Raw genomic sequence first — 21,815 nt, forward strand, 5'->3', positions numbered from 1 at the left:
CCCCTCTCATAAGCCACGCTCTAGAAACTCTAGATAGTTAGAAAATGATTGATAAAGTTTTGGTAAATGATACATAGATGCCTGTCTAACTTCTTCTTCAAAACGTCGAGTCTCTGCCATCAACTCATCTCTTCTTCTCCCTAAGAGCATGCTGTATACACGATTGGCCTTTTCAAGCAAGAAACGGTAAACCTCTGTTTCTTGAGCATTAATCTTATAACGAGTTAACTCTGCTTGTTTTTTCTTGATTTCATCTTCAGTCAAGGTGATACTCTCTTGGAGAATAACATGATTAAATACTTTCTTTGTTGAATCAATGGTTACTTCTACATCCAAAATTCCATTTAGGTCATAGGTGAATCGAATAGTAAAGCCTTCATGAGCCCGTTTATTAACAGGAACTGGCACTTCCAACTCCCCGAGGAATAAGTTTTGGGAAGCCTTCATCATTTCTCCTTGGTAGACTTCTACCTTCACTTGGCTTTGTCCTAATTCTGCGGTGTAATACTGTTCCGTTCGTGAAGCAGGTAGAGGAGAATTACGCTCGATAATCGGAGAAAAACGATCACCAACAACTGCAGTTCCAAGTGTGAAAGGACAAATATCCGATAACAGTAAATCACGAACCTCTCCCTGACGCTCCTTTATTCCTGCGAGAAGAGCACAGCCTTTTGCAATCATTTTATCAGGATCATCAGCCACTTGTACTGCTTGGTCAATACAGTAAGACAAGAAATCTTGTACCAAGCGAAGTTTTGAAGTACCACCAACAAGGACAAAGTTTTCAGAGGATACATAACTATAGCGCGCATCCATCAGTGCTCTATCTAGTACTGACTTAAGACGGGCAAGCAAAGGCTGGCACAGCTCATAAAAACGCTGATAAGTCAGGTTTAAAGAGTATTCTTTCTCTTGATCCATCACTACCATCTTCACTTCTTCATTGGTATTCAGATTCAGCTTTACCTTCTCAGCTTGGACCAATATTTTACTGTAAAATTCACGAGAAATAGATTCCTTAGACAATTGATTAGATGCTAAAAATTCCTCCGCAATAGCTGCAGTAAAATCTTCTCCTCCCAAGCGATTATCACCTGCGATAGACACAATCTCTACAACGTTATCAAACAACTCAACAACCGAGATATCTAGCGTACCCCCACCAAAATCGACGACCACAAATGACTGGTCTTCTTGATTGCTCATCAATTTTTTAGCAAGAGCGGCTGCGGAAGGTTCGTTAATGATACGCTCTATCTTAACTCCTGCAAATTGTCCTGCTAGTTTTGTAGCATAGCGTTGCGCATCATTAAAATATGCTGGTACACTGATGATAACCTCGTCAACCTTTTCACCAAGAAAAGTCTCTGCATCATCCACTAATTTTCGAATGACAAAAGAGCTCAGCTCCTCTGCTTTATAAGTTCTATCCCCTAGAACTAATTCATGTTTAGTCCCCATAAATCGTTTGAATTGGGCTACGGTTTTATCTGGATGTGTCACCAAGCGTTCCTTTGCAATTTTTCCTACAATGATTTGGTCATTATCGTCCAAAGCCACAACTGATGGCGTTAAATATTCTCCAAAAGCATTTGGAATCAGTTTTACTTGACCATCTTGATAAACACCTACCAATGAATTCGTCGTTCCTAGATCAATACCTACTATCATCTTCTAACTCCATCTTTATAAACATACTACTATTATACAGGAAAAGTCCTATTTCCTTAAACAAAAGATGCCATTCACTGTCCATTTCATGAAAATAAAAAAAGCTTCATTTCCCCCCCGTAGCTTAAACCACAAGAGTAGAAATGAAACTTTTATACATTATTTACCAAGTTTTGCTTTAGCTGCATCTGCAAGAGCTGTGAAAGCTGCTGCATCGTTAACAGCCAAGTCAGCAAGCATTTTACGGTTAACTTCGATCTCAGCCAATTTCAAACCATGCATCAATTGTGAGTATGAAAGTCCGTTCAAACGAGCTGCCGCATTGATACGTGTAATCCACAATTTGCGGAAGTCACGTTTCTTTTGACGACGGTCACGGTATGCATAGTAGTAAGAGTTCATTACTTGTTCTTTTGCAGTACGGAACAAGATGTGTTTAGCTCCATAGTAACCTTTTGCTAATTTAAGAATACGTTTACGACGTTTGCGTGATACAACGCCACCTTTAACACGTGCCATTTATATTTCCTCCAATATTTCCTAGAATTCTTTACTTACGAATACGCGATTATTTCAAGCGAGTAAGCATTGCTTTGATACGTTTGAAATCTCCTGCATGCACCATAGATGCTTTACGAAGATGACGACGTTGTTTTTTAGTTTTTCCGTGGAAACGGTGAGATGTATAAGCACGGAAACGTTTAAGTCCACCAGAACCTGTACGTTTGAAACGTTTAGCTGATGCGCGGTGTGTTTTTTGTTTTGGCATGATTTTTTCTCCTTTATTTAACTTTCTGACAATTATTTTTTGTCAGTTGCTGGCGCCAATTGCATAAACATTTGACGTCCATCCATTTTAGCACGTTGTTCGATGATAGCAATATCTTGAGTTGCTTCAGCGAAGTCGGCTAAAACTTTTGCACCAATTTCTTTATGGGTAATCATACGTCCCTTAAAGCGAATAGATACCTTTACTTTGTTTCCTTTTTCAAGGAACTTGCGAGCATTGCGAAGTTTGGTATCGAAATCACCCTTGTCAATTACTGGGCTCAAACGAACTTCTTTCACGGTCACAACGCTTTGTTTTTTGCGCTGTTCTTTTTGCTTCTTCTGGTACTCAAATTTGAACTTACCGTAATCCATAATTTTCGCTACAGGAGGTTTAGCTTGAGGTTGAATGAGAACCAAGTCCACATTAGCTTCATCCGCAAGTGCTTGCGCTTCGCTTAGTGGTTTGATACCCAATTGCTCACCTTCAAGACCGATTAAGCGAACTTCACGTACACGAATTTCATCATTGATGAATAAGTCTTGCTTTGCTATGGTTTTCACCTCTTTTTTTAATTTAGAGAAAAACAAGAGCGGACTTGCTAACGCAAATCCGCACTACATGATTATCGTTCATTTCTGAAACTTGATCCGTAGGGGCCAGACAACGTTAGTCGCAAGGCGAGAAGTTCTCACTTCTGCTTTTCTCAACTTTTATATGATACCAAGTTTTTCCCTACTTGTCAAGATAAAAAATTATCTTTTTACTTTATCAAGGTAAAAGAATTGAATCCATCACCTAAGAATTGACTTTATTGATTACGTGAATAGTAAATTTCATGTGGTTTCACATGGTTACCCAACAATTCAGAGACTGTGACAAAGCTATAACCTTCCCCTTGTAAATACTCAATGACTTTCGGTAATGAGTTGACTGACGTTTGATGAATGTCATGCATTAAAATAATCGAACCATTACTTGCCTGACGCTGAATCTCTGCCAAAATTGCAGCTTCATTTTTACTCTTCCAGTCCAGACTATCAACATCCCACAAGATAAAGCTTAAATCAAGACTATTGCGGATATCATCTGAAATGGCACCATAAGGAGGACGCATCAATTTTGAACTTGTTCCAAGCACACTGGTAATTGCTGATTCTGTATCCGTAAGTTGTTTCTTAGCATCTTCCAAGGAAAGTTTTGTTAAGACTGGGTGATCCCAGCTGTGATTACCCACTTCATGACCTTCAGCCTTCATTCTCTTAAGAATTGCTTCGTTACCAGCGACATTTTTCCCTTGTACAAAGAAAGTTGCTTTGATTTTATATTTAGCTAATATATCTAGTGCCTGTGGTGTTGTAGTTGCATTTGGACCATCATCGAAGGTCAAGGCAACAACTTTTTTATGTTTTTCTGCTTGAACTTTTTTATAAAGTTCAGCATCCTTATCTGATAGATAAGAAGTTTGAATAAAATCAAAGAAATCTGAAATAGGCATCGCTATTTCTTCCACATTATCAGTTGATTTAACAGGATAAAGAACTAATTGACTATCTTTGTAAGCAAATCTCCAGCTTGACAATTCTGCAGCTGATAAATCAGCTGAAACTTGATCAACCAATGATTGATCTACCTTTTTATCTTGGAGAGTAGTCTTAAGATCTTCTAGTAATTTTTCCTTTGCTTTTTTTGTATCTGTAAAGAGTTGGTCCAGCGTAAAGATTGAACCATCTTCTTTTAGATATACCTGATCGAGAGTGGTATTTTCGAGCTCAACGACTTTTGAATGAGCTAAATCATAAGCTTGTTTTTTAATCAGGCGATTTTCAATACCATTTAGAGAAGAATCTCCTTTTTCTGAGTAATAAAAAATCAACTGGTCTTTTCCTTCGACCTTGTCGGTGATATCCTTTACAATCGCATCCTTGGCAGAAGAAATAATACTATCTCCTACCTGTGGATAATAAGTAATAATCTCTGATTTTTCCTTGCGAAAATGCTCCTTTTGGCTACCTTGTGCATATGCATCTTCTTTTTCCTTCTTGAGACTTTCAATTTTCTGTTCAAAGGCTTGCTTGCTCAACACTTTATAAGTAATCATACTACCAAGTGCTAACATTATGAAGAACAAAATCAACACAAGATTTCCTAGCTTTTTATTATTTTTTTCTTAACTGTCTTTTGGGGTGATCTCTTGTTTGTCATAGTTTTATCATATCAAATCAGTGCTATAATTTCAATGAAAACATGGAATAAATTCATGTTTAATATAAAAAGTTAAGTAAAAGAACCCTAGCTAATTCTAGAGTTCTTTTAGAGACTAGAAACGAATACTTTCTCTTGTTTTCTCATAAGAAGTAACAAAACGGCTCGTTACTCCAGGTTCAGCAACTTCTAATGCTTGAGAGATTTTTTCAAAAGATTCTTGATAATCAAAGGTTGTTTCAAAGATATTCAAGGCTTCTTGGAAAGCTTGTTGAATACGGTCATCAAATGATCTGTAACGGTTAGAATATTGAAGCAATTGTTCTGTTAGTGTTGCATTTTGGACAATACTGTAGGTTTCTTCTTCCAATATGTTCATATCATTTGTAGCAACCTCAAGGATACGATTGACAGATTCAATATTCACTTTCGCTTGATCCAACTCAGCCATCAAGTCTTCTGTACTATGACTTGCATCAAAGAAGAGCTTCAAGAAATTCTGTGGAATTCCTGGAAGGTTTCTCTTTTCCATATAGCGCTTGATAGTATGAAGACGGTTAACATATACATTTGCTTTTTGACGAGCATTGATGTCATCTTTTTCAATCTTGACTAAACGTTCGCTAACAGCGATTTGATTATCTTCAATATCCTTCAATGTAGATTGGAGATTTTCGAAACGTTCTTGCAAGACAGAATATGCTTCTGTAACTTCAGTTTGATTGTTAGTCGCTTCTTCAATCGTTGTATTCAAGGTCGAGATATCTGTTTGAAGGCGACGAACTTTATTCACATCACTTTCAGAAATCAAGTAGGTTTTTCCAAGACGTTCGATATCCTTTACCAATACCTGATTGTTTTCTTTCAAGTGTTGTAGATATGTAGGAAGGGTAGCCACCAATTTTTCGAAAGCTTTATGAGCAGTAATTTCACGTGTAAAAATATCATAAAGCGAATTGATCTCTTCTTGAGTCTGGGTATTTTCATACTCAGCGTTATCTAATTCTAACTTACGAATATTCTCTTGATTGTTTTTCAAGTTTTCATATAGTAGTTGAAGGCGAGATTCAATATCTGTTTCAGTAAAATGATAATTATCATCTAAGAGCTTACGATAACCTGCTTCTAAATCGTCAAGTTGATCCGGTAATTCAGTAGACAGCTTGGTCACGATTGCCGGAACTCTTTCAACGATATGTGTCAAAGCTAAAATATGATTTTCTACGTTATCCAAAATTCCTGCTGCTTCAACCGGATCCCCTGATGAATTCAAGGTTACAAATTGAGAAAACTCGGATTGGATATTTTCCAATTGTTTTTCAATTTCTGGAAGAGCTTGACCATATTTTTCTGAATCTTCAGCTACAGTATTTTGTAGTTTTTCGAATAAGTCTAGGGCATGTAATACACGTCCACTATTTTTTGATTCTTGTTTTTCTAGATCAGACAAAGCATTTCGAATTGCAGCGATATCCTCTTCAACAAGTTCGATTTGACTTTCAATTTGATCAATTTGGTGCTTAGCTTTCAAGAAACGGAATGAGTTGTTGAATCCTTCAGCTTCAAAGAGGTTGTTCTCGATGTCTGCAAAAGAGTTAAGAGACAAATCAACCCATTTTTGGTTCCATTCTCTAAAGGCAACCTGACTTTGACCAATCAGATGCATATTTTTAACAACCTCTACCTCATCATTAACAGGAAGGTTATATAGTTCTTCTTTTTTTTCTTCTAAAGCTGTAAGTCTACTCTCATTACGTTTACGAAGCAAAATTGCTACAGCAAAAGCAATAAGAAGCAGAACTGCGATTCCAATCAAGGTAATAATCAACTGATTATCTGACATATCAAACTCCTTTTATACTTGACACAATTGTATTGATTATATCATATTTTTCAAGCCTTGGGAACTATTTTCCAATTTTTTAAACGTCAAGGGTACTGTACACCGCATTTTCTTCAATAAATTCCCGACGTGGTTCTACCCGATCTCCCATAAGCATATCAAAAATTCTATCTGCTTCGGCTGCATCATCTACTGATACACGGGCCATGAGACGATGTTCAGGATTCATCGTAGTTTCCCAAAGTTGGTGGTCATCCATCTCACCAAGTCCTTTATAACGTTGAATGGTTGGTTTAGAACGACCTTCGCTGTAGCGAGCCAACGCTTCTTGCAAGCGGGTTTCTTGTTCTGATCCTGGTTGAATATATTCTTTAATTTCACTACCAACTTTAACACCGTAGATTGGTGGCTGTGCAATATAAACATAACCCGCTTCTAAAACAGGTTTCATATAACGATAAATCAGAGTTAACAAGAGGGTACGAATGTGAGCTCCATCAACATCGGCATCTGTCATGATAACCAGTTTTTGATAGCGGGCTTTGCTAACATCGAACTCAGCGCCAAATCCTGTTCCCATAGCTGTGAAAAGACTGCGAATCTCCTCATTAGCTAAAATCTTATCCATGCTCGCTTTTTCAACGTTAAGGATTTTACCACGAATTGGTAAGATGGCTTGGAACTCACGATTACGTCCTGATTTTGCTGAACCTCCTGCAGAGTCCCCTTCGACGATGAAGAGTTCCGTTTCAGCTGGATTGTTTGATGAGCAATCCGCCAATTTTCCTGGAAGATTTGAGATTTCTAAACCAGATTTCTTACGTGTAACCTCACGCGCACGTTTGGCAGCAACACGCGCTTTGGCAGCCAAAATCCCTTTTTCAACGATACGCTTAGCAATCTGTGGATTTTCCAACAAGAAGTCAGAAAATGCATCGCTGAAGAGGCGATTGGTAATCTTCACAACTTCACTATTTCCAAGTTTCGTCTTGGTTTGACCTTCAAACTGTGGATTTGGATGTTTCACAGAGATGACAGCAGTCAAACCTTCACGGACATCCTCACCTGTTAGGTTATCTTCGTTATCTTTTAGAAGTTTATTTTTACGAGCATAGTCGTTAATGACACGAGTTAAGGCTGTACGGAAACCTTGTTCATGCGTTCCACCTTCATGGGTATGAATATTGTTAGCGAAGCTCATGACATTTTCATGGTAACCAGTTGTGTACTGCATAGCAACTTCGACTGTGATATCATCCATTTCACCATCTGTGTAGATTGGTGTATCAAAGATAACATCCTTGTTTTCGTTAATATATTTAACGTAACTCGCAATACCACCTTCATAGTGATAATGTTTGGTTTGTTCAAGTCCTTCACGTTTGTCAGTAATTGAGATTTGAAGGCCACGGTTCAAGAAGGCTAACTCTTGAATACGTTTATTTAATTTGTCAAAGTCAAATGTCGTTGTTTCAGTAAAAATTTCTGGGTCTGGTGTAAAGTGTACGATTGTTCCCGTTTTATCTGTATCTCCAATCACCTTGAGATCAGCAACAACATGTCCACGACGGTATTCTTGGTAATGAATCTTTCCGTTTTTGTGAACACGAACATCCAACTGGGTTGAAAGGGCATTTACAACGGACGAACCTACACCGTGGAGTCCACCCGAAACCTTGTAACCGCCACCGCCAAATTTACCTCCAGCATGAAGAACAGTAAAGACTGTTTCAACGGCAGGACGCCCTGTTTTTTCTTGGATATCAACTGGAATTCCACGACCATCATCAATAACTGTAATCGAATCATCCGGTTCAATAAAAACCTCGATATGACTAGCGAATCCTGCCAAAGCCTCATCGATAGAGTTATCTACAATTTCCCACACTAGGTGGTGAAGACCTTCTTTGGCAGTTGAACCAATGTACATTCCTGGACGCATACGAACAGCTTCCAGACCTTCCAAAACTTGAATTTGGCTGGCATCATAATCTTGTGCCTGTTGGTTTTTAATATCTTCTGTCATTTTTCTCCTTTTTCTTACATGTCTATTGCTTGTTTTAAGGCCACAACGTTCTCAAAGAGATAGGCATCTAAGCCTGCAGCATGTCCTGCTTCTACATCAATGGCACGGTCACCAACGACTAGACCTGATGTTATATGGTACTTATCACGTAAATAAATCATAGATTCAGGATCTGGCTTACGTTTAAATCCTGAACTAGCTGTCACTACTTCTGTAAAATAGGTGGCTATTTTGGTTTTTGAGAGAATCTCCAACACTTGATTATCTCGATGAGAAACTAAGAAATTACGACCACCTTGGTCTAAAATCTTTTCCAAGAGAGCAGGAATTCCTTCAAATAATACTGGGTGTTCAAGCTCACGAGCTTCGTTTTCTTTATATTTCTCAAGAAAGTTTTCAATTTCTGGAGCATACTTTTCGATGGCAAAGGCAGTCGAAACCTTCAAAGCTTCGTAGACACAGTCGTGTTCCTGCTCAATTCCAAACTCTGCTAATGTCTCCACAAAAGCAGCTGTAGATGTTTCATAATTATCAAGCAGAGTCCCACCTAAATCCCAGATATAATCGTGATATTTCATACCCTTTATTATATCATTTTTTTATGAAAAAAGCGATGTTTAGCTTGATTTTGACCTTAAAAAAGAGAAGAATCTCCTCAAGTAAGAAAGATCCTTCTCAGTTTCCATTTTATTTCTCAAAAACGTCTGTGTAGAGCATGCCATTTCTTAGTGACTCAGCATCTCCACCCAGTGTCTCAACCAAGTGGTAAGCAAAAGCTAAAGCTGTTGCTGGTCCACGGCTCGTAATGATGTTGCCATCTACGACTACTGTTTCTTTATGGTAGTGACCGTCAGCAATTTGATCTTGGACGCCATCGTAGCAGGTAAAGTTTCTTCCCTCTAGAAGACCTGCTCGATTTAAAGCAATTGGAGCTGCACAAATGGCCGCCACCTTTTTACCAACTTTCTCAAATTTTTGGAGTTCAGTGATTAATTGTTCATTGTCCCGCAAGTGGGCAGCGCCAGGCATACCTCCTGGAAGGACAATCATATCATAGCCTGACAAATCACCGTCAAATACAAAATCAGCTTGAACCTGAATAGCATGGGATCCTGTCACCTTATCTTTAAATCCAACCATATGACAGGTAATATTTGCACGACGCAAAACATCTACGACCGTCAAGGCTTCGATTTCTTCAAATCCGTTTGCTAGGATAACTGCAACTTTGGGCATAGCAACCTCCTTATTTCACTTTTTTCAACACAACTTTTTTACGTTTAAATCTTGTTCGACCACTCTTTTCGTCAGCTAGGTGTGTTTGATAACTCATAGATAATAGCAGACCAACACCGATGAGATTACTGATAATAGCCGACCCCCCTTGAGAAATGAATGGCAAGGGGATCCCCGTCAGAGGAAGGAGTCCTGTTACCGCACCAATATTTTCAAAGATGTGGAATAAGAGCATCATGATAAATCCAGTTGATATGTAGGTATAAAATTGATTGTTAGATTGAAGGGTAATCTTTAACATGCGATAGATGAGGAGCAGATAGAGTGCAATCACTACAACTGACCCAATAAAACCGAAATCTTCAGCGATAACTGTGAAAATCATATCACTCTCTCGAACTGGAATGAGGAGATTGGACACGTTATAGCCTTGACCAAATACACCACCACTACCGATTGCAATTTGCCCCTGTGCCTGTTGATAGGTAGTTGTCTGAGCATAATCAAAGGGATTGAGCCAAGCTAAGATACGGTTAATCTGATAAGTCGGCATCCCAAGCTGGTGCATAAAGGTACGGCCATCTTTTGTGATGAAGATAGCTAAAAATCCCGCAATTGCTGATACAACCGATACAAGGACTGGGATGATAATCTTCCACGAAACACCTGATAATAAGACAAGACCTGAAAAGATTGCAACAAAAACCATTGCCGTCCCAAGGTCACTTTGCAAAGCCAGTAACACTAAAACTGGAATCGTAAAAATAATCATCCAAAAAATCAAAAGGAAATCTAAACCAATCGTTCGTTCTTTATCCTTATATTTTTTTGTGAACATTACAATCACATAAGCCAGCATCAAGATATAAGATATCTTCATGAATTCGGAAGGTTGAAAAAGCGTATACCCACTAAATGACACCCAGTTTTTAGCACCTGTTGCAGCCACTAAACTTGGATTATAAAAAACCAAAGGCAAGATCATCAAGGCAAGACCTAGACCGTATAAATAGGGAGTGGACTGCCATAAAAATTTTGTGTTAAAAAACATGACTACAAAACTAAAGATAATCCCTAGGGCTATCCATGCCAGTTGTTGCCCAAGTATAGGCCAAACATTGTTTGGGTAGTCATGACTTACTGCTATATAAATCGCTACAACTCCGATTACCAACAAACAAAATACTGGTAATATTAAACTATAATCGACCCTAGAGTCGAATGAACGCTTCATAACGGCCTCCTTCATTCTTTCTGGTATTCATTTCGTTGTTTATTTAAAAAATCTTGAACGTTGACAAATACTTGCTCTCGACTAATATTCCTTACTCGACTAGTGCGAGACAAGGCCTTGCTGATTTGTTTGCCATATCGTTTACTTGCCATGCGGCTATCTAGAATCAGAACTGCAGAGCGTTGCCCCACTCGACGCATGGTTCTTCCAATTGCTTGCTTGAGACGAATAATTGCCATAGGAAGTTGGTAATCATAAAAAGGATTCTTCCCTTCCAAACGGAGTTCTTGATTCATCTTTTTGGTGAAGGAATCCTCTGGATTTTGAAAGGGCAAACGTGTCACCACTTCAATAACCCGAGGATGTCTCGAAAAATCAACACCTTCCCAGAAACTTCCAGCTCCAAGTAAGAGCTCACGCTCTCCTTTTTCAAAGCGTTTTTTCAATTGGGCTGGTTCCCCGTGCTTATACTGGGCTAGATGGGAAATCCTCAAACTATCTGATACCTGCAACAATAGATCTTTTGCAGTAAATAAGACTAAAATCGGTTCTTCGAGGTAGGACAAATCTTCTAGAACTTCCACAATTGCTTGAGCATACTCGTCATTCGAAACCTCAGTCACCAATGGAAAATCATTTACCAAGAAAATTTCTTGATTTTCTTGAAACTGTTCGTCAAGGTAGTAAAAGCTGGCTTGAGGAAAACCTAACAATTCTGGCAAGGAAACTCTACTACTAATTTCTAGGGTTGCAGAGATTCCGAGAAGCTGACAGGATTCTGGAAATATCTGAGAAAATAGTAAACGCTGATTGCGACTAGAGGTAATCTCGATTTTTTTACTCGAAAGTTCTGAAACTGATAACCAAAATTCTCCTTCAGACGAGAAAAATCTCTGATAGTCTTTAAACTCAGCGAGACTCAACTCTGAGAAATCCTGTCGAAGCTTATCAATGCTACTAGCTGGGCACATCTTACGTTTACCAGATAGAAACTGCTCCAGCAGATAAGAAAGCTCAAAACGAATGCTCTCTAGCAGACGTCTTTGAAGCATACCTTCTTCAGTAGATAGAGCTTGGTCTAGTTGGTCCACCAAATCTGTTAGCAAATAAGATTTTCGAGAAAGATTTTCCAAGGTCAGCAAGATTTTCTGGGCTTCATCTAAAATCAAGAGACGCCCTTCTAAAAGACTCGGATCATCTTCAAGTCGGGTAACGAGGTAAGCATGATTGGTCACTAGCAACTTACAAGAACGCGCTTTTCCCTGACCACGTCTCCAAAAATCCTCTAGCCAAAAGAGAGAGTCTTTGTGAAGGTTGCCATCGTGTACCAAGTTCGGCAAAAATTGCTGATAGCGATAAAGCTGCCCAATTTCGTCTAAATCCCCAGTATCTGTTTCAGTCAACCAAACTAGGAGTTGCATCTTGAAACGCGTATACAAACGATTGGATTCTTCTTCCTCCAACACCTCATAAAAAGCATCTAGTTTCAAGTAATTCTGTGGCCCTTTGAGACTGTGGATAGAGATATGAAAAATCTCCTCTAGTCTTTTTGCCTCCTCTTGCATCACTTGATTTTGAAGGATTTTAGTTGGAACACTGAGCAGGATGCCCTCTTCATGTTCAAGTGACAAGGCCGGTAGGAGATAACCATAGGTTTTTCCAATCCCGGTTTGAGCCTGAATAAAGGAAATGGCTTCCTCTTGCAAGCACTCTTGAACCTTTTGAGCGAAACATTTTTGCAGTTTTCTCTCTTCCAAACCCAACAAGGAAATATTGGTCTCGAAATCTTTTGAGAGTTTGCGTGGAGAAAGGACTGGCTTCTCTTTTCTTAAGAATAGACCTTGCACCTCGACCAAGTCATGTTCTACTAAGAGAGACTGTTTCTGATAAACTTCCTCGATGACCATGTATGATTCGTACAATAAGCTATCAGCCAGACTTAATAAGCGCTCCAACAAACCTTTTGGAAGTTGAAACATCTTTTGTCTCATACAAAGAAAGAGTTCTGCCGTTGCTTGGGCATCTGATAAGGCTGTGTGAGCTTGCTCCAAGGGAATTCCCAACTCTTGGCAGAGAATTCCAAGATTATACTTTTCAAGCTGAGGATAAAAGACTTGAGCCAACTCAACCGTATCGATACGAGGGGTGCGTAATTCATAACCTTCAAAAAATAGGAATTCTGCCAACAAATTGGCATCGAACTGAACATTGTGCGCAACAAAAATACCGTCTTTGACCAGTTCAAAAATCTTTCCAGCTACCTGGGAAAACTCTGGAGCCTTTGCTAAACGCTTATCAGTCAAACCCGTTAATTCTTTGATATGAGAATCCAAGTGTTCATGCGGATTGACATCAGTGGCATATTGCTCAACAATCTCACCATCTTCAATGACTACAATTCCCACTTGGATGATTTTTGCCTTGCTTCCGGTACTTGTTGCTTCTAAATCTACAACCACATACCGATCATTTCTAAAATTCATCACTAAAAATTATATCAAAATTTACACCATTTGACACCCATGAACTTTATTTGAAGAGTCAAGTTTCTTGCAAGATTTAAACAAAAATGATTGAATAAAATGGTAGAAAAGGAGGAAATTCATGAACCCATTGGATTTGTTTAATCAAGTAAAAGAACTCGTCGAGAAAAAAAATTTTTCTGCAGCAAAAACATTTGTTGAAGAAAACAAGGATCAACTAGGGGACTACCTTAGCCAAGCGCAAGCATTGGTTTCAGGCTCAGAAGGGCTTGACGGTCTTGTAGATAAGGTCAAAGGCCTCTTCTAATAGTCAAAAGACACCTGAAAAATTCAGGTGTCTTTTTGTATTTTCTTCATGAATGCAGGAATATGTTGACTAATCGTGGTTGGCAGAACTACATAATTGTCCTCAGCTAGTTCTTGGGCAATTGCTGAATGCAGATATGTCGCTACTGTCACTCTTTCATAGAGACTAACTTGGTGAAATTGACCTACAAAGCCAGCGATCATCCCAGCCAGAGTATCCCCCATACCCCCAGTCGCCTGATAAGGACCCCCAACCTCTAACTGATAAAAATCATCTTGACCAGCTTGCCAGATTCGAGTCGCAGGACCTTTTTGAACTAGAATCGTCCCTGAAGGAAAACTCTTCAAAGCCTCTCCTGTTTCCTCAGCTCCTTGAGAAGTCAAATCTAAGCCTGATAAGACTTGCCATTCCCTTTGATGTGGAGTTAAAACAAGGTGGGCTTTAGGAAATTTCAACCCCGACTTAGCAAAAATAGATAGGGCACCACCATCCAGTATGAGAGTCTGGTCTTGGTCTAAATGATCAAAAACTGTTTGGAGAAGCTCTTCTCCACGCCCATCATCCACTAGTCCAGGTCCAACCAAGACAATGTTAGCCTTCTGCAACTGTTGCTCAAGTAATTGCTTATCGTCAAGAGCAAAAGCCATAGCCTCTGGAACATGGCTATGTAGCGCTGGAATATTCTCTTTATCCGTAGCTACTGTCACTAAGCCTGCACCACTTCTAACAGCCCCTAAGGCAGCCATAATAATCGCTCCACCATAAGGATACGTTCCACCAATCAAGAGAAGACGACTGTAGTCTCCCTTATGACTAGAACGAGGACGCTCGATGATCACTTTTTTTAGTAAAGCTTTCTTAATATCCTTCATTATTACTTCCTTACTACTTCTTGTCTCTCATTATACTACAAAATAATAGATAGAAGTATCATTACTGAAAATAAAAAGTCGAGATATTACTATCTCAACTATTTTTCATAGTAAACTTAGTCTTTATCCAGCGTTCTTAAAGCAGCCTGATAAGTTTGCTCCATCAGCATGGTAATCGTCATAGGCCCAACTCCACCAGGTACAGGTGTGATATGGCTAGCGACTGGTGCAACAGCATCGTAGTCAACATCTCCACAGAGCTTGCCATTTTCATCTCGGTTCATTCCCACATCAATGACAACTGCACCAGCTTTGACAAAATCAGCAGTCACGAACTTAGCACGGCCGATTGCTACTACAAGAATGTCGGCTTTAGATGCTACTTGGGCTAGATTGTGGGTGCGAGAGTGGGTCAAGGTGACAGTTGCATTTTTAGCCAAGAGCAACTGAGCCATGGGTTTGCCAACAATATTTGAACGACCAATTACGACCGCATTTTTACCTTCTAAATCAATCCCATACTCATGAAACATCTCCATAATTCCTGCTGGAGTTGAAGGAATCATCACTGGATGACCAGACCAAAGACGCCCCATGTTGAGCGGATGAAAACCATCTACATCCTTTTCAGGGTCAATGGCCAATAAAACTTCCTCTTCATCGATGTGTTTTGGCAATGGCAACTGGACCAAAATCCCATGCCATGCTGGATCTTGATTGTATTTGGCAATCAACTCCAACAATTCATCTTGAGTAATGGTCTCCGGAACACGTACAACTTCACTATGGAAACCCGCTGCGATTGCTGAACGTTCCTTGTTACGAACGTAAACCTGGCTAGCAGGATTGCCCCCAACCAAAATAACCACCAAACCAGGAACCAAGCCTGTCTCTTCCTTTAGTTTGGCTGTTTTTTCAGCCAGTTGTCCTTGTAGCTTGGCTGCTAAAGCCTTCCCATCAATAATCTGTGTCATGTATTTTCTCTTTTCTAACAAATATCCTCTATTATAACAAAAAATCGCTCGACCTTCTAACACTTCTTACCTAAGATTCCCTATAGTCTGAAACTATAAGAAAAAGCCCCCTTGGAGCTTTTCTAATAAACAATGTTTTACAAAACCTTACTCAAGAAATCCTTGGTTCTTTGTTCTTGTGTTTGGTCAAAAACTTGCTCAGGTGTTCCATCCTCGACAACTACACCGTCAGCCATAAAAATAACACGGTCTGCCACTTCACGCGCAAAACCCATCTCATGTGTTACGATGACCATGGTCATACCTGACTTGGCAAGTTCTTGCATAACTGCTAGTACTTCCCCTACCATTTCTGGGTCTAGGGCAGAAGTCGGTTCATCAAAAAGTAGGACATCTGGTTCCATGGCAAGACCACGCGCGATAGCAATACGCTGTTGCTGACCTCCAGACAAACTTTGTGGATAGGCATCAGCCTTATCTGGCAAACCAACCTTCTCCAAGAGCTCATGCGCTCTCTTTTCAGCCACTTCTTTATTTTCTCCCTTAGTCTTAATTGGAGAAAGTGTAATGTTTCCCATAACTGTCATATTTGGGAAGAGATTGAATTGTTGGAAAACCATTCCCATCTTTTCACGCATAGCAAAGAGGTCATTTTTCTTATCCGTAATGTCTACACCTTCAAAGATAACCTTTCCTTTTGTAGCCTCTTCGAGGAGATTCATGGAACGAAGGAGTGTTGACTTACCGCTTCCAGAAGGGCCGATAATGACCACTACTTCCCCTTTTTTGATTTCAAGATCAATCCCTTTTAAAACTTCATTCTTTCCAAAGCTTTTATGAAGGTTTTCAATTTTAATTAGCGTTTCAGTCATTATTTCTTATCTCCTTGTCCCATACGATTTTCAAAAGCTTTCAAGGCTACTGTCAAGATAGATGTCATAATTAAGTAGTAAAAAGCTGCAAATAGAAGTGGAGTCAATGGTAGATATGTGGTTGTTGACACTGTAGTTGCTCCATTCCACAATTCCATAACCCCGATAGCTGACAAGAGCGAGCTATCCTTGATAATGGTAATAAACTCATTCCCCAAGGCTGGTAAAATATTCTTGATAGCCTGTGGCAAAATAACATAGCGCATAGCATTTTTAGGACGAATACCTAGTGAATAAGCTGCTTCTAGTTGTCCTTTTGGCACTGCATTAATTCCAGCACGAACAGTTTCTGATACATAGGCACCACTATTCATAGAGATAATGATAATCCCTGGAATCAAACGAGTAAGATCAACATCTAAAATCCCAATCTGAATAATAGGAGCACTAATATGCATCAAGGCATAGGCAATCATGATTTGAACCATCATTGGAGTCCCACGGAAAATCCAGATATAAAGATTAGAAAACCAGACAAGGGGCTTAATCTTTGAACGTTGTGCAAAGGCCAACAGTACCCCTAAAATAGTCCCCAGCAAGACTACTAAGATAGAAATGATAATTGTTACAATGGCACCATAGTTAAAATATGGTAAGTATTTCGGTAAAAAAGAAAAATTCATGGATACTCTACTTTCTATTTATAAAACTTGTATAAGGATAACATATTTTGTATAAAAATTCAACCTTTTCCCCTGATATTTTCTATAATTTTTTAAAGGCAAGAGAAATAGCAATTAATCTAAGTTTTTTCTAGTCAAGTAGAGGCTGTTTATGGTAAAATAGTAACGATAAGAAATGGAGGAGAATCAAAATGGAATCACATTTGGTTAGAATCATCAATCGCTTAGAAGCAATGACAAAAGATGGTGGAAACTTGAAACGTAACTTTGAACGCGAAGGAGTTGTTGTCGCAGAAGTTGCTTTTAACCACGACGAAGAAAACGGACCACTCTTCACACTTCGTGACGTTGAGGCTCGTGAAACGTATACATTCGATAGCATCGATCTCATTGCGATGGAAATCTATGAACTTTTATACTAATAATTAAATAGAGGCTGGAAGATAGTCCTGCTTTAACCAATGAAAATCCTTTTTGTATCACAAATGGGATTTTTCTTTTTATCACAATAGATTCAGCTACAATAGTCTCTCATCCTGAGTTTTATCAAGCAAACTTTTTACTTGCTTTCCCCTTCAATCATGATATAATGGGACTAAAGAAATTTGACTATTTTTGACCTTTCTATTTTAGTCAAAGTCAAAAAAGAAACGAGGTAGAGGTATGCTCTGTCAAAATTGTAAAATCAATGACTCAACAATTCATCTTTACACTAATCTTAACGGGCAACAAAAGCAAATTGATCTTTGCCAAAATTGCTACAAAATTATCAAAACAGATCCCAACAATAGTTTATTTAAAGGAATGACCGACCTAAACAATCGTGATTTTGATCCTTTCGGTGATTTTTTCCATGATTTGAACAATTTTAAACCATCTTCTAATACTCCTCCAACTCAATCTGGTGGTGGTTATGGCGGAAACGGTGGTTATGGTTCTCAAAATCGTGGGCCTGCTCAAACACCTCCTCCTATCCAGGAAAAGGGCCTTCTGGATGAATATGGAATCAATATCACAGAAATTGCCCGTCACGGAAATGTTGACCCAGTCATTGGACGTGATGAAGAAATCATCCGCGTCATCGAAATCCTCAATCGTAGAACCAAGAACAATCCCGTCCTCATCGGAGAACCGGGTGTTGGTAAAACGGCGGTTGTTGAAGGATTGGCTCAAAAAATTGTGGACGGAGACGTCCCTGATAAACTTCAAGGAAAAGAAGTCATTCGCCTTGATGTTGTAAGCCTTGTCCAAGGTACAGGTATCCGAGGTCAGTTTGAAGAACGCATGCAAAAACTCATGGAAGAAATTCGTCAGCGCCAGGATGTCATTCTCTTTATTGATGAAATCCATGAGATTGTCGGAGCTGGTTCTGCTGGAGAAGGGAATATGGATGCAGGAAATATCCTCAAACCTGCCCTAGCTCGAGGTGAACTCCAGTTAGTTGGTGCTACTACCCTCAATGAATACCGTATCATTGAAAAAGATGCAGCCCTTGAGCGCCGTATGCAACCAGTCAAAGTGGATGAACCAACAGTTGAAGAAACCATTATTATCCTTAAAGGTATCCAAAAGAAATACGAAGATTACCACCACGTTCATTATACTGATGCAGCAATCGAAGCAGCTGCTACTCTTTCTAACCGCTACATCCAAGATCGTTTCTTGCCAGACAAGGCTATTGACCTCCTAGATGAGGCTGGTTCAAAAATGAACTTAACCTTGAATTTTGTGGATCCAAAGGTTATCGACCAACGCTTAATCGAGGCAGAAAATCTTAAGGCCCAAGCAACTCGAGATGAAGATTTTGAGAAAGCAGCCTACTTCCGTGACCAGATTGCTAAATATAAGGAAATGCAAAAGACCAAGGTAACGGATCAGGATACTCCAATCATCAGCGAAAAGACGATTGAACACATTATTGAACAAAAGACCAATATTCCAGTTGGTGATCTAAAAGAAAAAGAACAGTCTCAACTCATCAACCTAGCTGATGATCTCAAAGCTCATGTTATCGGCCAAGACGATGCTGTTGATAAGATTGCCAAGGCTATCCGTCGTAACCGTGTCGGTCTAGGTACTCCAAACCGTCCAATCGGTAGTTTCCTCTTTGTTGGTCCTACTGGAGTCGGTAAAACGGAACTCTCTAAACAACTAGCTATCGAACTCTTTGGCTCTGCTGATAGTATGATTCGCTTTGATATGAGTGAATATATGGAAAAACACAGCGTTGCAAAACTTGTCGGTGCCCCTCCAGGTTATGTTGGCTATGACGAAGCTGGTCAATTGACTGAGAAAGTCCGTCGTAACCCCTACTCACTGATCCTCTTGGATGAAGTTGAAAAAGCCCATCCAGATGTCATGCATATGTTCCTTCAGGTCTTGGACGATGGTCGTTTAACGGATGGTCAAGGGCGTACTGTAAGCTTTAAGGACGCTATCATTATCATGACCTCAAATGCGGGTACAGGTAAGGCAGAAGCTAGCGTTGGTTTCGGTGCTGCTCGTGAAGGTCGAACAAACTCTGTTCTTGGAGAATTAGGTAACTTCTTTAGCCCAGAATTCATGAACCGTTTTGATGGCATTATCGAATTCAAGGCTCTCAGTAAGGAAAATCTCCTTCAAATCGTTGACCTCATGCTGGATGATGTCAATAAACGACTCTCAAGCAATAATATTCATCTTGATGTCACAGAAAAGGTCAAGGAAAAACTGGTAGACCTTGGTTACGATCCCAAAATGGGAGCTCGTCCACTCCGTCGTACCATCCAAGACTATATCGAAGATGCGATTACAGACTACTACCTTGAAAATCCAAGTGAAAAAGACCTCAAGGCAGTCATGACAAGTAAGGGGAAAATTGTCATTAAGTCAAAAAATAAAGGGGAAACGGTCGAATCAAACGACTAGTTCCTCAAATACAAAAGAATGTTCTTGCTTGACAGCAAGGGCATTCTTTACTATGATAGAAAGAAAGCGCACTCAAAAAGGAGAAGTTTATGGCAAATCCAACATTTGGAGAAAAAAAAGAGGGAGTAACCTATAAAAATAGATATGGCGTTTATGCAGTCATTCCAGACCAAAACCATGAAAAGATTATTCTCGTTCAAGCTCCAAATGGTGCATGGTTCTTACCAGGGGGCGAAATTGAAGAAGGTGAAAATCACCTCGAAGCTCTCAAACGAGAACTGATTGAAGAATTAGGATTTACAGCTGAAATCGGCACCTACTACGGGCAAGCTGATGAATACTTCTATTCTAGTCATCGTGATACCTATTACTACAATCCAGCATATCTCTACGAAGCCACTTCTTACCAAGAAATTCAAAAACCTTTGGAAGACTTCAATCATCTAGCTTGGTTTCCAATTGACGAGGCTATTGCTAACTTAAAACGTGGCAGTCATAAATGGGGCATCGAATCATGGAAAAAACAGCATCAAATTTAAGCTAACTTACCCAATTTTCCTAAAAAGTGCTATAATAGATATAGAATACAGGAGGAAGCCTTATGAAGCTCATCAATACTACAAATTCACACTCGCATCTTGTTAAAAACCAGTTAGAAAGCACTGATGCAACTCTTGTAGAGGTCTATTCTGCAGGCAATACAGACGTTATTTTTACTCAAGCACCGCTTCATTATGAAATCCTTATTTCCAACAAACATCGTGCAATCCGAGAAAAAGAAATCGAAAAAATCCAAGAATTCTTCTTAAATCGTAAAATTGATAAACAAGTCATTGATGAAGCAAATATCAAAACCCTCTATTCTGATAAATTGATTGAAATTTCAATCCCAACAAAATAGATTTAACTAGATTTTAAGTTTACCCTTCAACATCAAATATTGAGGGGGTTTTTCATATACTTTTTCTCACAAAACTCAAAAATACTTAACTTTTCTTCTACAATTCGTGAAGATGTCACATTAAAATCGAAAAAAATAAGAAATTTAGTTATAATAGTAAAAGAGATTTAATGAAGGAGTATGATATGAAAGAAATAATTTATAGAGAAGCCAAGCCTGATGAATACCAAAAAATTGGAAAAGTGTTGGCGGGTGCTTTTTTAGACTATCCTTTCATGTCTCTTATCAAAGACGATTTAAAAAAACCAGAATATTACCCAGAATTCTTAGAATTGTTGGATAGCCTTTTGACTAGACTCTACATCAAAGGAGAGACTTGTCTAGTTGCTGAACGCGACGGAGAAATTTTAGCTGTCGCCCTTTTACAAAAAAAGGATTTCACTATCCTATCCTATCTATTAAATGGGATTGTCAAGCTTTTTCGTTTTATTACATTACGCAATCTCTTGAAATATCTTGATTTGGTGGAACGTTCCGAACAGCATTTAAAAAGATCAGGAAATTTTGATTGGTATTTGATGATGCTTGGAGTTAATGCTACTGTCCAAGGGCAAGGAATCGGCAGTGCTTTCCTACAAAAAGGCGTTGAACCTTTTCTTAAATCCAAGGGATGCAAACAATTGGGAGTGGTTACTAGTACCGAGAAAAATGTTTGCTTCTATGAAAAAAACAACTATCAATTACTTGACTCCATGATGTTAGAATATGGAACAAAATCGATTGGAAACTGGGCTTTTGTAAAAATACTAGATAACTAATTTTAAACAAAAAA

General features: G+C 39.1%; 21 protein-coding genes and 1 other annotated feature. Of the genes, 6 read left to right on the forward strand and 15 right to left on the reverse strand.

Features of this window, described 5'->3' with window-relative positions; translation table 11 throughout:
* Positions 1-6: 6 nt before the first annotated feature.
* From HMPREF9180_RS07250 to HMPREF9180_RS07300, 11 genes are all read right to left on the reverse strand, one after another.
* Entirely contained in the window at positions 7-1,671 is a 1,665-nt protein-coding gene (locus HMPREF9180_RS07250; protein WP_006145871.1) for a molecular chaperone HscC, read from the reverse strand.
* Between the two features lie 159 nt (positions 1,672-1,830).
* Complete coding sequence (gene rplT / locus HMPREF9180_RS07255; RefSeq protein ID WP_000124830.1) at positions 1,831-2,190, reverse strand: 50S ribosomal protein L20; 360 nt, start codon at positions 2,188-2,190, stop codon at positions 1,831-1,833.
* Positions 2,191-2,239: 49 nt separating this feature from the next.
* The gene (gene rpmI, locus HMPREF9180_RS07260; RefSeq protein WP_003003453.1) at positions 2,240-2,440 is read right to left on the reverse strand and encodes a 50S ribosomal protein L35; all 201 of its coding nucleotides are present in this window, start codon (positions 2,438-2,440) and stop codon (positions 2,240-2,242) included.
* A gap of 32 nt (positions 2,441-2,472) precedes the next feature.
* Positions 2,473-3,003 (reverse strand): translation initiation factor IF-3, encoded by a 531-nt coding sequence (infC, locus tag HMPREF9180_RS07265; protein WP_025168719.1) that lies wholly within the window; start codon positions 3,001-3,003, stop codon positions 2,473-2,475.
* A 15-nt stretch (positions 3,004-3,018) separates the two neighbouring features.
* Positions 3,019-3,149 (reverse strand) — a sequence feature (ribosomal protein L20 leader region).
* A 102-nt stretch (positions 3,150-3,251) separates the two neighbouring features.
* A complete protein-coding gene (pgdA, locus tag HMPREF9180_RS07270; protein WP_006145875.1) occupies positions 3,252-4,580 on the reverse strand; it encodes a peptidoglycan-N-acetylglucosamine deacetylase PgdA in 1,329 nt (442 codons plus the stop codon).
* A gap of 180 nt (positions 4,581-4,760) precedes the next feature.
* Positions 4,761-6,488 (reverse strand): septation ring formation regulator EzrA, encoded by a 1,728-nt coding sequence (gene ezrA, locus HMPREF9180_RS07275; protein WP_006145876.1) that lies wholly within the window; start codon positions 6,486-6,488, stop codon positions 4,761-4,763.
* Positions 6,489-6,567: 79 nt separating this feature from the next.
* A complete protein-coding gene (gene gyrB, locus HMPREF9180_RS07280) occupies positions 6,568-8,514 on the reverse strand; it encodes a DNA topoisomerase (ATP-hydrolyzing) subunit B (RefSeq protein WP_006145877.1) in 1,947 nt (648 codons plus the stop codon).
* A gap of 14 nt (positions 8,515-8,528) precedes the next feature.
* Positions 8,529-9,092 carry an HAD family hydrolase gene (locus HMPREF9180_RS07285; RefSeq protein WP_006145878.1) on the reverse strand — a complete coding sequence of 188 codons (564 nt, stop codon included), beginning with the start codon at positions 9,090-9,092 and terminating at the stop codon, positions 8,529-8,531.
* 109 nt (positions 9,093-9,201) lie between these two features.
* Complete coding sequence (locus HMPREF9180_RS07290; protein ID WP_006145879.1) at positions 9,202-9,750, reverse strand: DJ-1 family glyoxalase III; 549 nt, start codon at positions 9,748-9,750, stop codon at positions 9,202-9,204.
* 10 nt (positions 9,751-9,760) lie between these two features.
* Positions 9,761-10,984, reverse strand: coding sequence for an FtsW/RodA/SpoVE family cell cycle protein (locus HMPREF9180_RS07295; RefSeq protein ID WP_025168720.1), 1,224 nt, complete (start codon positions 10,982-10,984; stop codon positions 9,761-9,763).
* Between the two features lie 11 nt (positions 10,985-10,995).
* Positions 10,996-13,467 (reverse strand): bifunctional DnaQ family exonuclease/ATP-dependent helicase, encoded by a 2,472-nt coding sequence (locus tag HMPREF9180_RS07300; RefSeq protein WP_006145881.1) that lies wholly within the window; start codon positions 13,465-13,467, stop codon positions 10,996-10,998.
* Positions 13,468-13,588: 121 nt separating this feature from the next.
* On the opposite strand from HMPREF9180_RS07300, the gene HMPREF9180_RS07305 reads away from it, so the two are divergent.
* Complete coding sequence (locus HMPREF9180_RS07305) at positions 13,589-13,774, forward strand: hypothetical protein (RefSeq protein WP_006145882.1); 186 nt, start codon at positions 13,589-13,591, stop codon at positions 13,772-13,774.
* A gap of 23 nt (positions 13,775-13,797) precedes the next feature.
* Here the strand turns inward: HMPREF9180_RS07305 and HMPREF9180_RS07310 are convergent, their stop codons facing one another.
* The 4 genes from HMPREF9180_RS07310 to HMPREF9180_RS07325 form a co-directional block, all read right to left on the reverse strand.
* Entirely contained in the window at positions 13,798-14,646 is an 849-nt protein-coding gene (locus HMPREF9180_RS07310; RefSeq protein WP_006145883.1) for an NAD(P)H-hydrate dehydratase, read from the reverse strand.
* A 116-nt stretch (positions 14,647-14,762) separates the two neighbouring features.
* Complete coding sequence (locus HMPREF9180_RS07315) at positions 14,763-15,620, reverse strand: bifunctional methylenetetrahydrofolate dehydrogenase/methenyltetrahydrofolate cyclohydrolase (RefSeq protein ID WP_025168721.1); 858 nt, start codon at positions 15,618-15,620, stop codon at positions 14,763-14,765.
* Positions 15,621-15,757: 137 nt separating this feature from the next.
* Positions 15,758-16,492 (reverse strand): amino acid ABC transporter ATP-binding protein, encoded by a 735-nt coding sequence (locus HMPREF9180_RS07320; protein WP_006145885.1) that lies wholly within the window; start codon positions 16,490-16,492, stop codon positions 15,758-15,760.
* Positions 16,492-17,175 (reverse strand): amino acid ABC transporter permease, encoded by a 684-nt coding sequence (locus HMPREF9180_RS07325; RefSeq protein ID WP_006145886.1) that lies wholly within the window; start codon positions 17,173-17,175, stop codon positions 16,492-16,494. Before HMPREF9180_RS07325 ends, HMPREF9180_RS07320 begins: the two co-directional genes overlap by 1 nt.
* Before the next feature lie 191 nt (positions 17,176-17,366).
* Between HMPREF9180_RS07325 and HMPREF9180_RS07330 the strand changes: the two genes are divergently transcribed.
* The 5 genes from HMPREF9180_RS07330 (at position 17,367) to HMPREF9180_RS07350 (ending at position 21,801) form a co-directional block, all read left to right on the forward strand.
* Complete coding sequence (locus HMPREF9180_RS07330; protein WP_004253825.1) at positions 17,367-17,597, forward strand: DUF1797 family protein; 231 nt, start codon at positions 17,367-17,369, stop codon at positions 17,595-17,597.
* A gap of 241 nt (positions 17,598-17,838) precedes the next feature.
* Positions 17,839-20,082 carry an ATP-dependent Clp protease ATP-binding subunit gene (locus HMPREF9180_RS07335; RefSeq protein WP_006145887.1) on the forward strand — a complete coding sequence of 748 codons (2,244 nt, stop codon included), beginning with the start codon at positions 17,839-17,841 and terminating at the stop codon, positions 20,080-20,082.
* Between the two features lie 89 nt (positions 20,083-20,171).
* Positions 20,172-20,621, forward strand: a complete 450-nt coding sequence (locus HMPREF9180_RS07340; protein WP_006145888.1) for an NUDIX hydrolase — start codon at positions 20,172-20,174, stop codon at positions 20,619-20,621.
* 62 nt (positions 20,622-20,683) lie between these two features.
* Positions 20,684-20,983: a DUF1827 family protein gene (locus HMPREF9180_RS07345; RefSeq protein WP_006145889.1), complete on the forward strand. Its 300-nt coding sequence runs from the start codon at positions 20,684-20,686 to the stop codon at positions 20,981-20,983.
* A 185-nt stretch (positions 20,984-21,168) separates the two neighbouring features.
* Positions 21,169-21,801 carry a GNAT family N-acetyltransferase gene (locus HMPREF9180_RS07350; protein WP_025168722.1) on the forward strand — a complete coding sequence of 211 codons (633 nt, stop codon included), beginning with the start codon at positions 21,169-21,171 and terminating at the stop codon, positions 21,799-21,801.
* The last annotated feature ends 14 nt before the right edge of the window (positions 21,802-21,815 follow it).

Origin of the sequence: Streptococcus peroris ATCC 700780, from assembly GCF_000187585.1 — a bacterium.
Classification (GTDB): domain Bacteria; phylum Bacillota; class Bacilli; order Lactobacillales; family Streptococcaceae; genus Streptococcus; species Streptococcus peroris.

Coding starts and splice junctions, on each gene's coding strand:
- HMPREF9180_RS07250 (WP_006145871.1), bottom strand. CDS start 1,671: ATGATAGTAGGTATTGATCTAGGAACGACGAATTCATTGGTAGGTGTT.
- rplT (WP_000124830.1), bottom strand. CDS start 2,190: ATGGCACGTGTTAAAGGTGGCGTTGTATCACGCAAACGTCGTAAACGT.
- rpmI (WP_003003453.1), bottom strand. CDS start 2,440: ATGCCAAAACAAAAAACACACCGCGCATCAGCTAAACGTTTCAAACGT.
- ezrA (WP_006145876.1), bottom strand. CDS start 6,488: ATGTCAGATAATCAGTTGATTATTACCTTGATTGGAATCGCAGTTCTG.
- gyrB (WP_006145877.1), bottom strand. CDS start 8,514: ATGACAGAAGATATTAAAAACCAACAGGCACAAGATTATGATGCCAGC.
- HMPREF9180_RS07285 (WP_006145878.1), bottom strand. CDS start 9,092: ATGAAATATCACGATTATATCTGGGATTTAGGTGGGACTCTGCTTGAT.
- HMPREF9180_RS07290 (WP_006145879.1), bottom strand. CDS start 9,750: ATGCCCAAAGTTGCAGTTATCCTAGCAAACGGATTTGAAGAAATCGAA.
- HMPREF9180_RS07295 (WP_025168720.1), bottom strand. CDS start 10,984: ATGAAGCGTTCATTCGACTCTAGGGTCGATTATAGTTTAATATTACCA.
- HMPREF9180_RS07300 (WP_006145881.1), bottom strand. CDS start 13,467: ATGAATTTTAGAAATGATCGGTATGTGGTTGTAGATTTAGAAGCAACA.
- HMPREF9180_RS07305 (WP_006145882.1), top strand. CDS start 13,589: ATGAACCCATTGGATTTGTTTAATCAAGTAAAAGAACTCGTCGAGAAA.
- HMPREF9180_RS07310 (WP_006145883.1), bottom strand. CDS start 14,646: ATGAAGGATATTAAGAAAGCTTTACTAAAAAAAGTGATCATCGAGCGT.
- HMPREF9180_RS07315 (WP_025168721.1), bottom strand. CDS start 15,620: ATGACACAGATTATTGATGGGAAGGCTTTAGCAGCCAAGCTACAAGGA.
- HMPREF9180_RS07320 (WP_006145885.1), bottom strand. CDS start 16,492: ATGACTGAAACGCTAATTAAAATTGAAAACCTTCATAAAAGCTTTGGA.
- HMPREF9180_RS07325 (WP_006145886.1), bottom strand. CDS start 17,175: ATGAATTTTTCTTTTTTACCGAAATACTTACCATATTTTAACTATGGT.
- HMPREF9180_RS07330 (WP_004253825.1), top strand. CDS start 17,367: ATGGAATCACATTTGGTTAGAATCATCAATCGCTTAGAAGCAATGACA.
- HMPREF9180_RS07335 (WP_006145887.1), top strand. CDS start 17,839: ATGCTCTGTCAAAATTGTAAAATCAATGACTCAACAATTCATCTTTAC.
- HMPREF9180_RS07340 (WP_006145888.1), top strand. CDS start 20,172: ATGGCAAATCCAACATTTGGAGAAAAAAAAGAGGGAGTAACCTATAAA.
- HMPREF9180_RS07345 (WP_006145889.1), top strand. CDS start 20,684: ATGAAGCTCATCAATACTACAAATTCACACTCGCATCTTGTTAAAAAC.
- HMPREF9180_RS07350 (WP_025168722.1), top strand. CDS start 21,169: ATGAAAGAAATAATTTATAGAGAAGCCAAGCCTGATGAATACCAAAAA.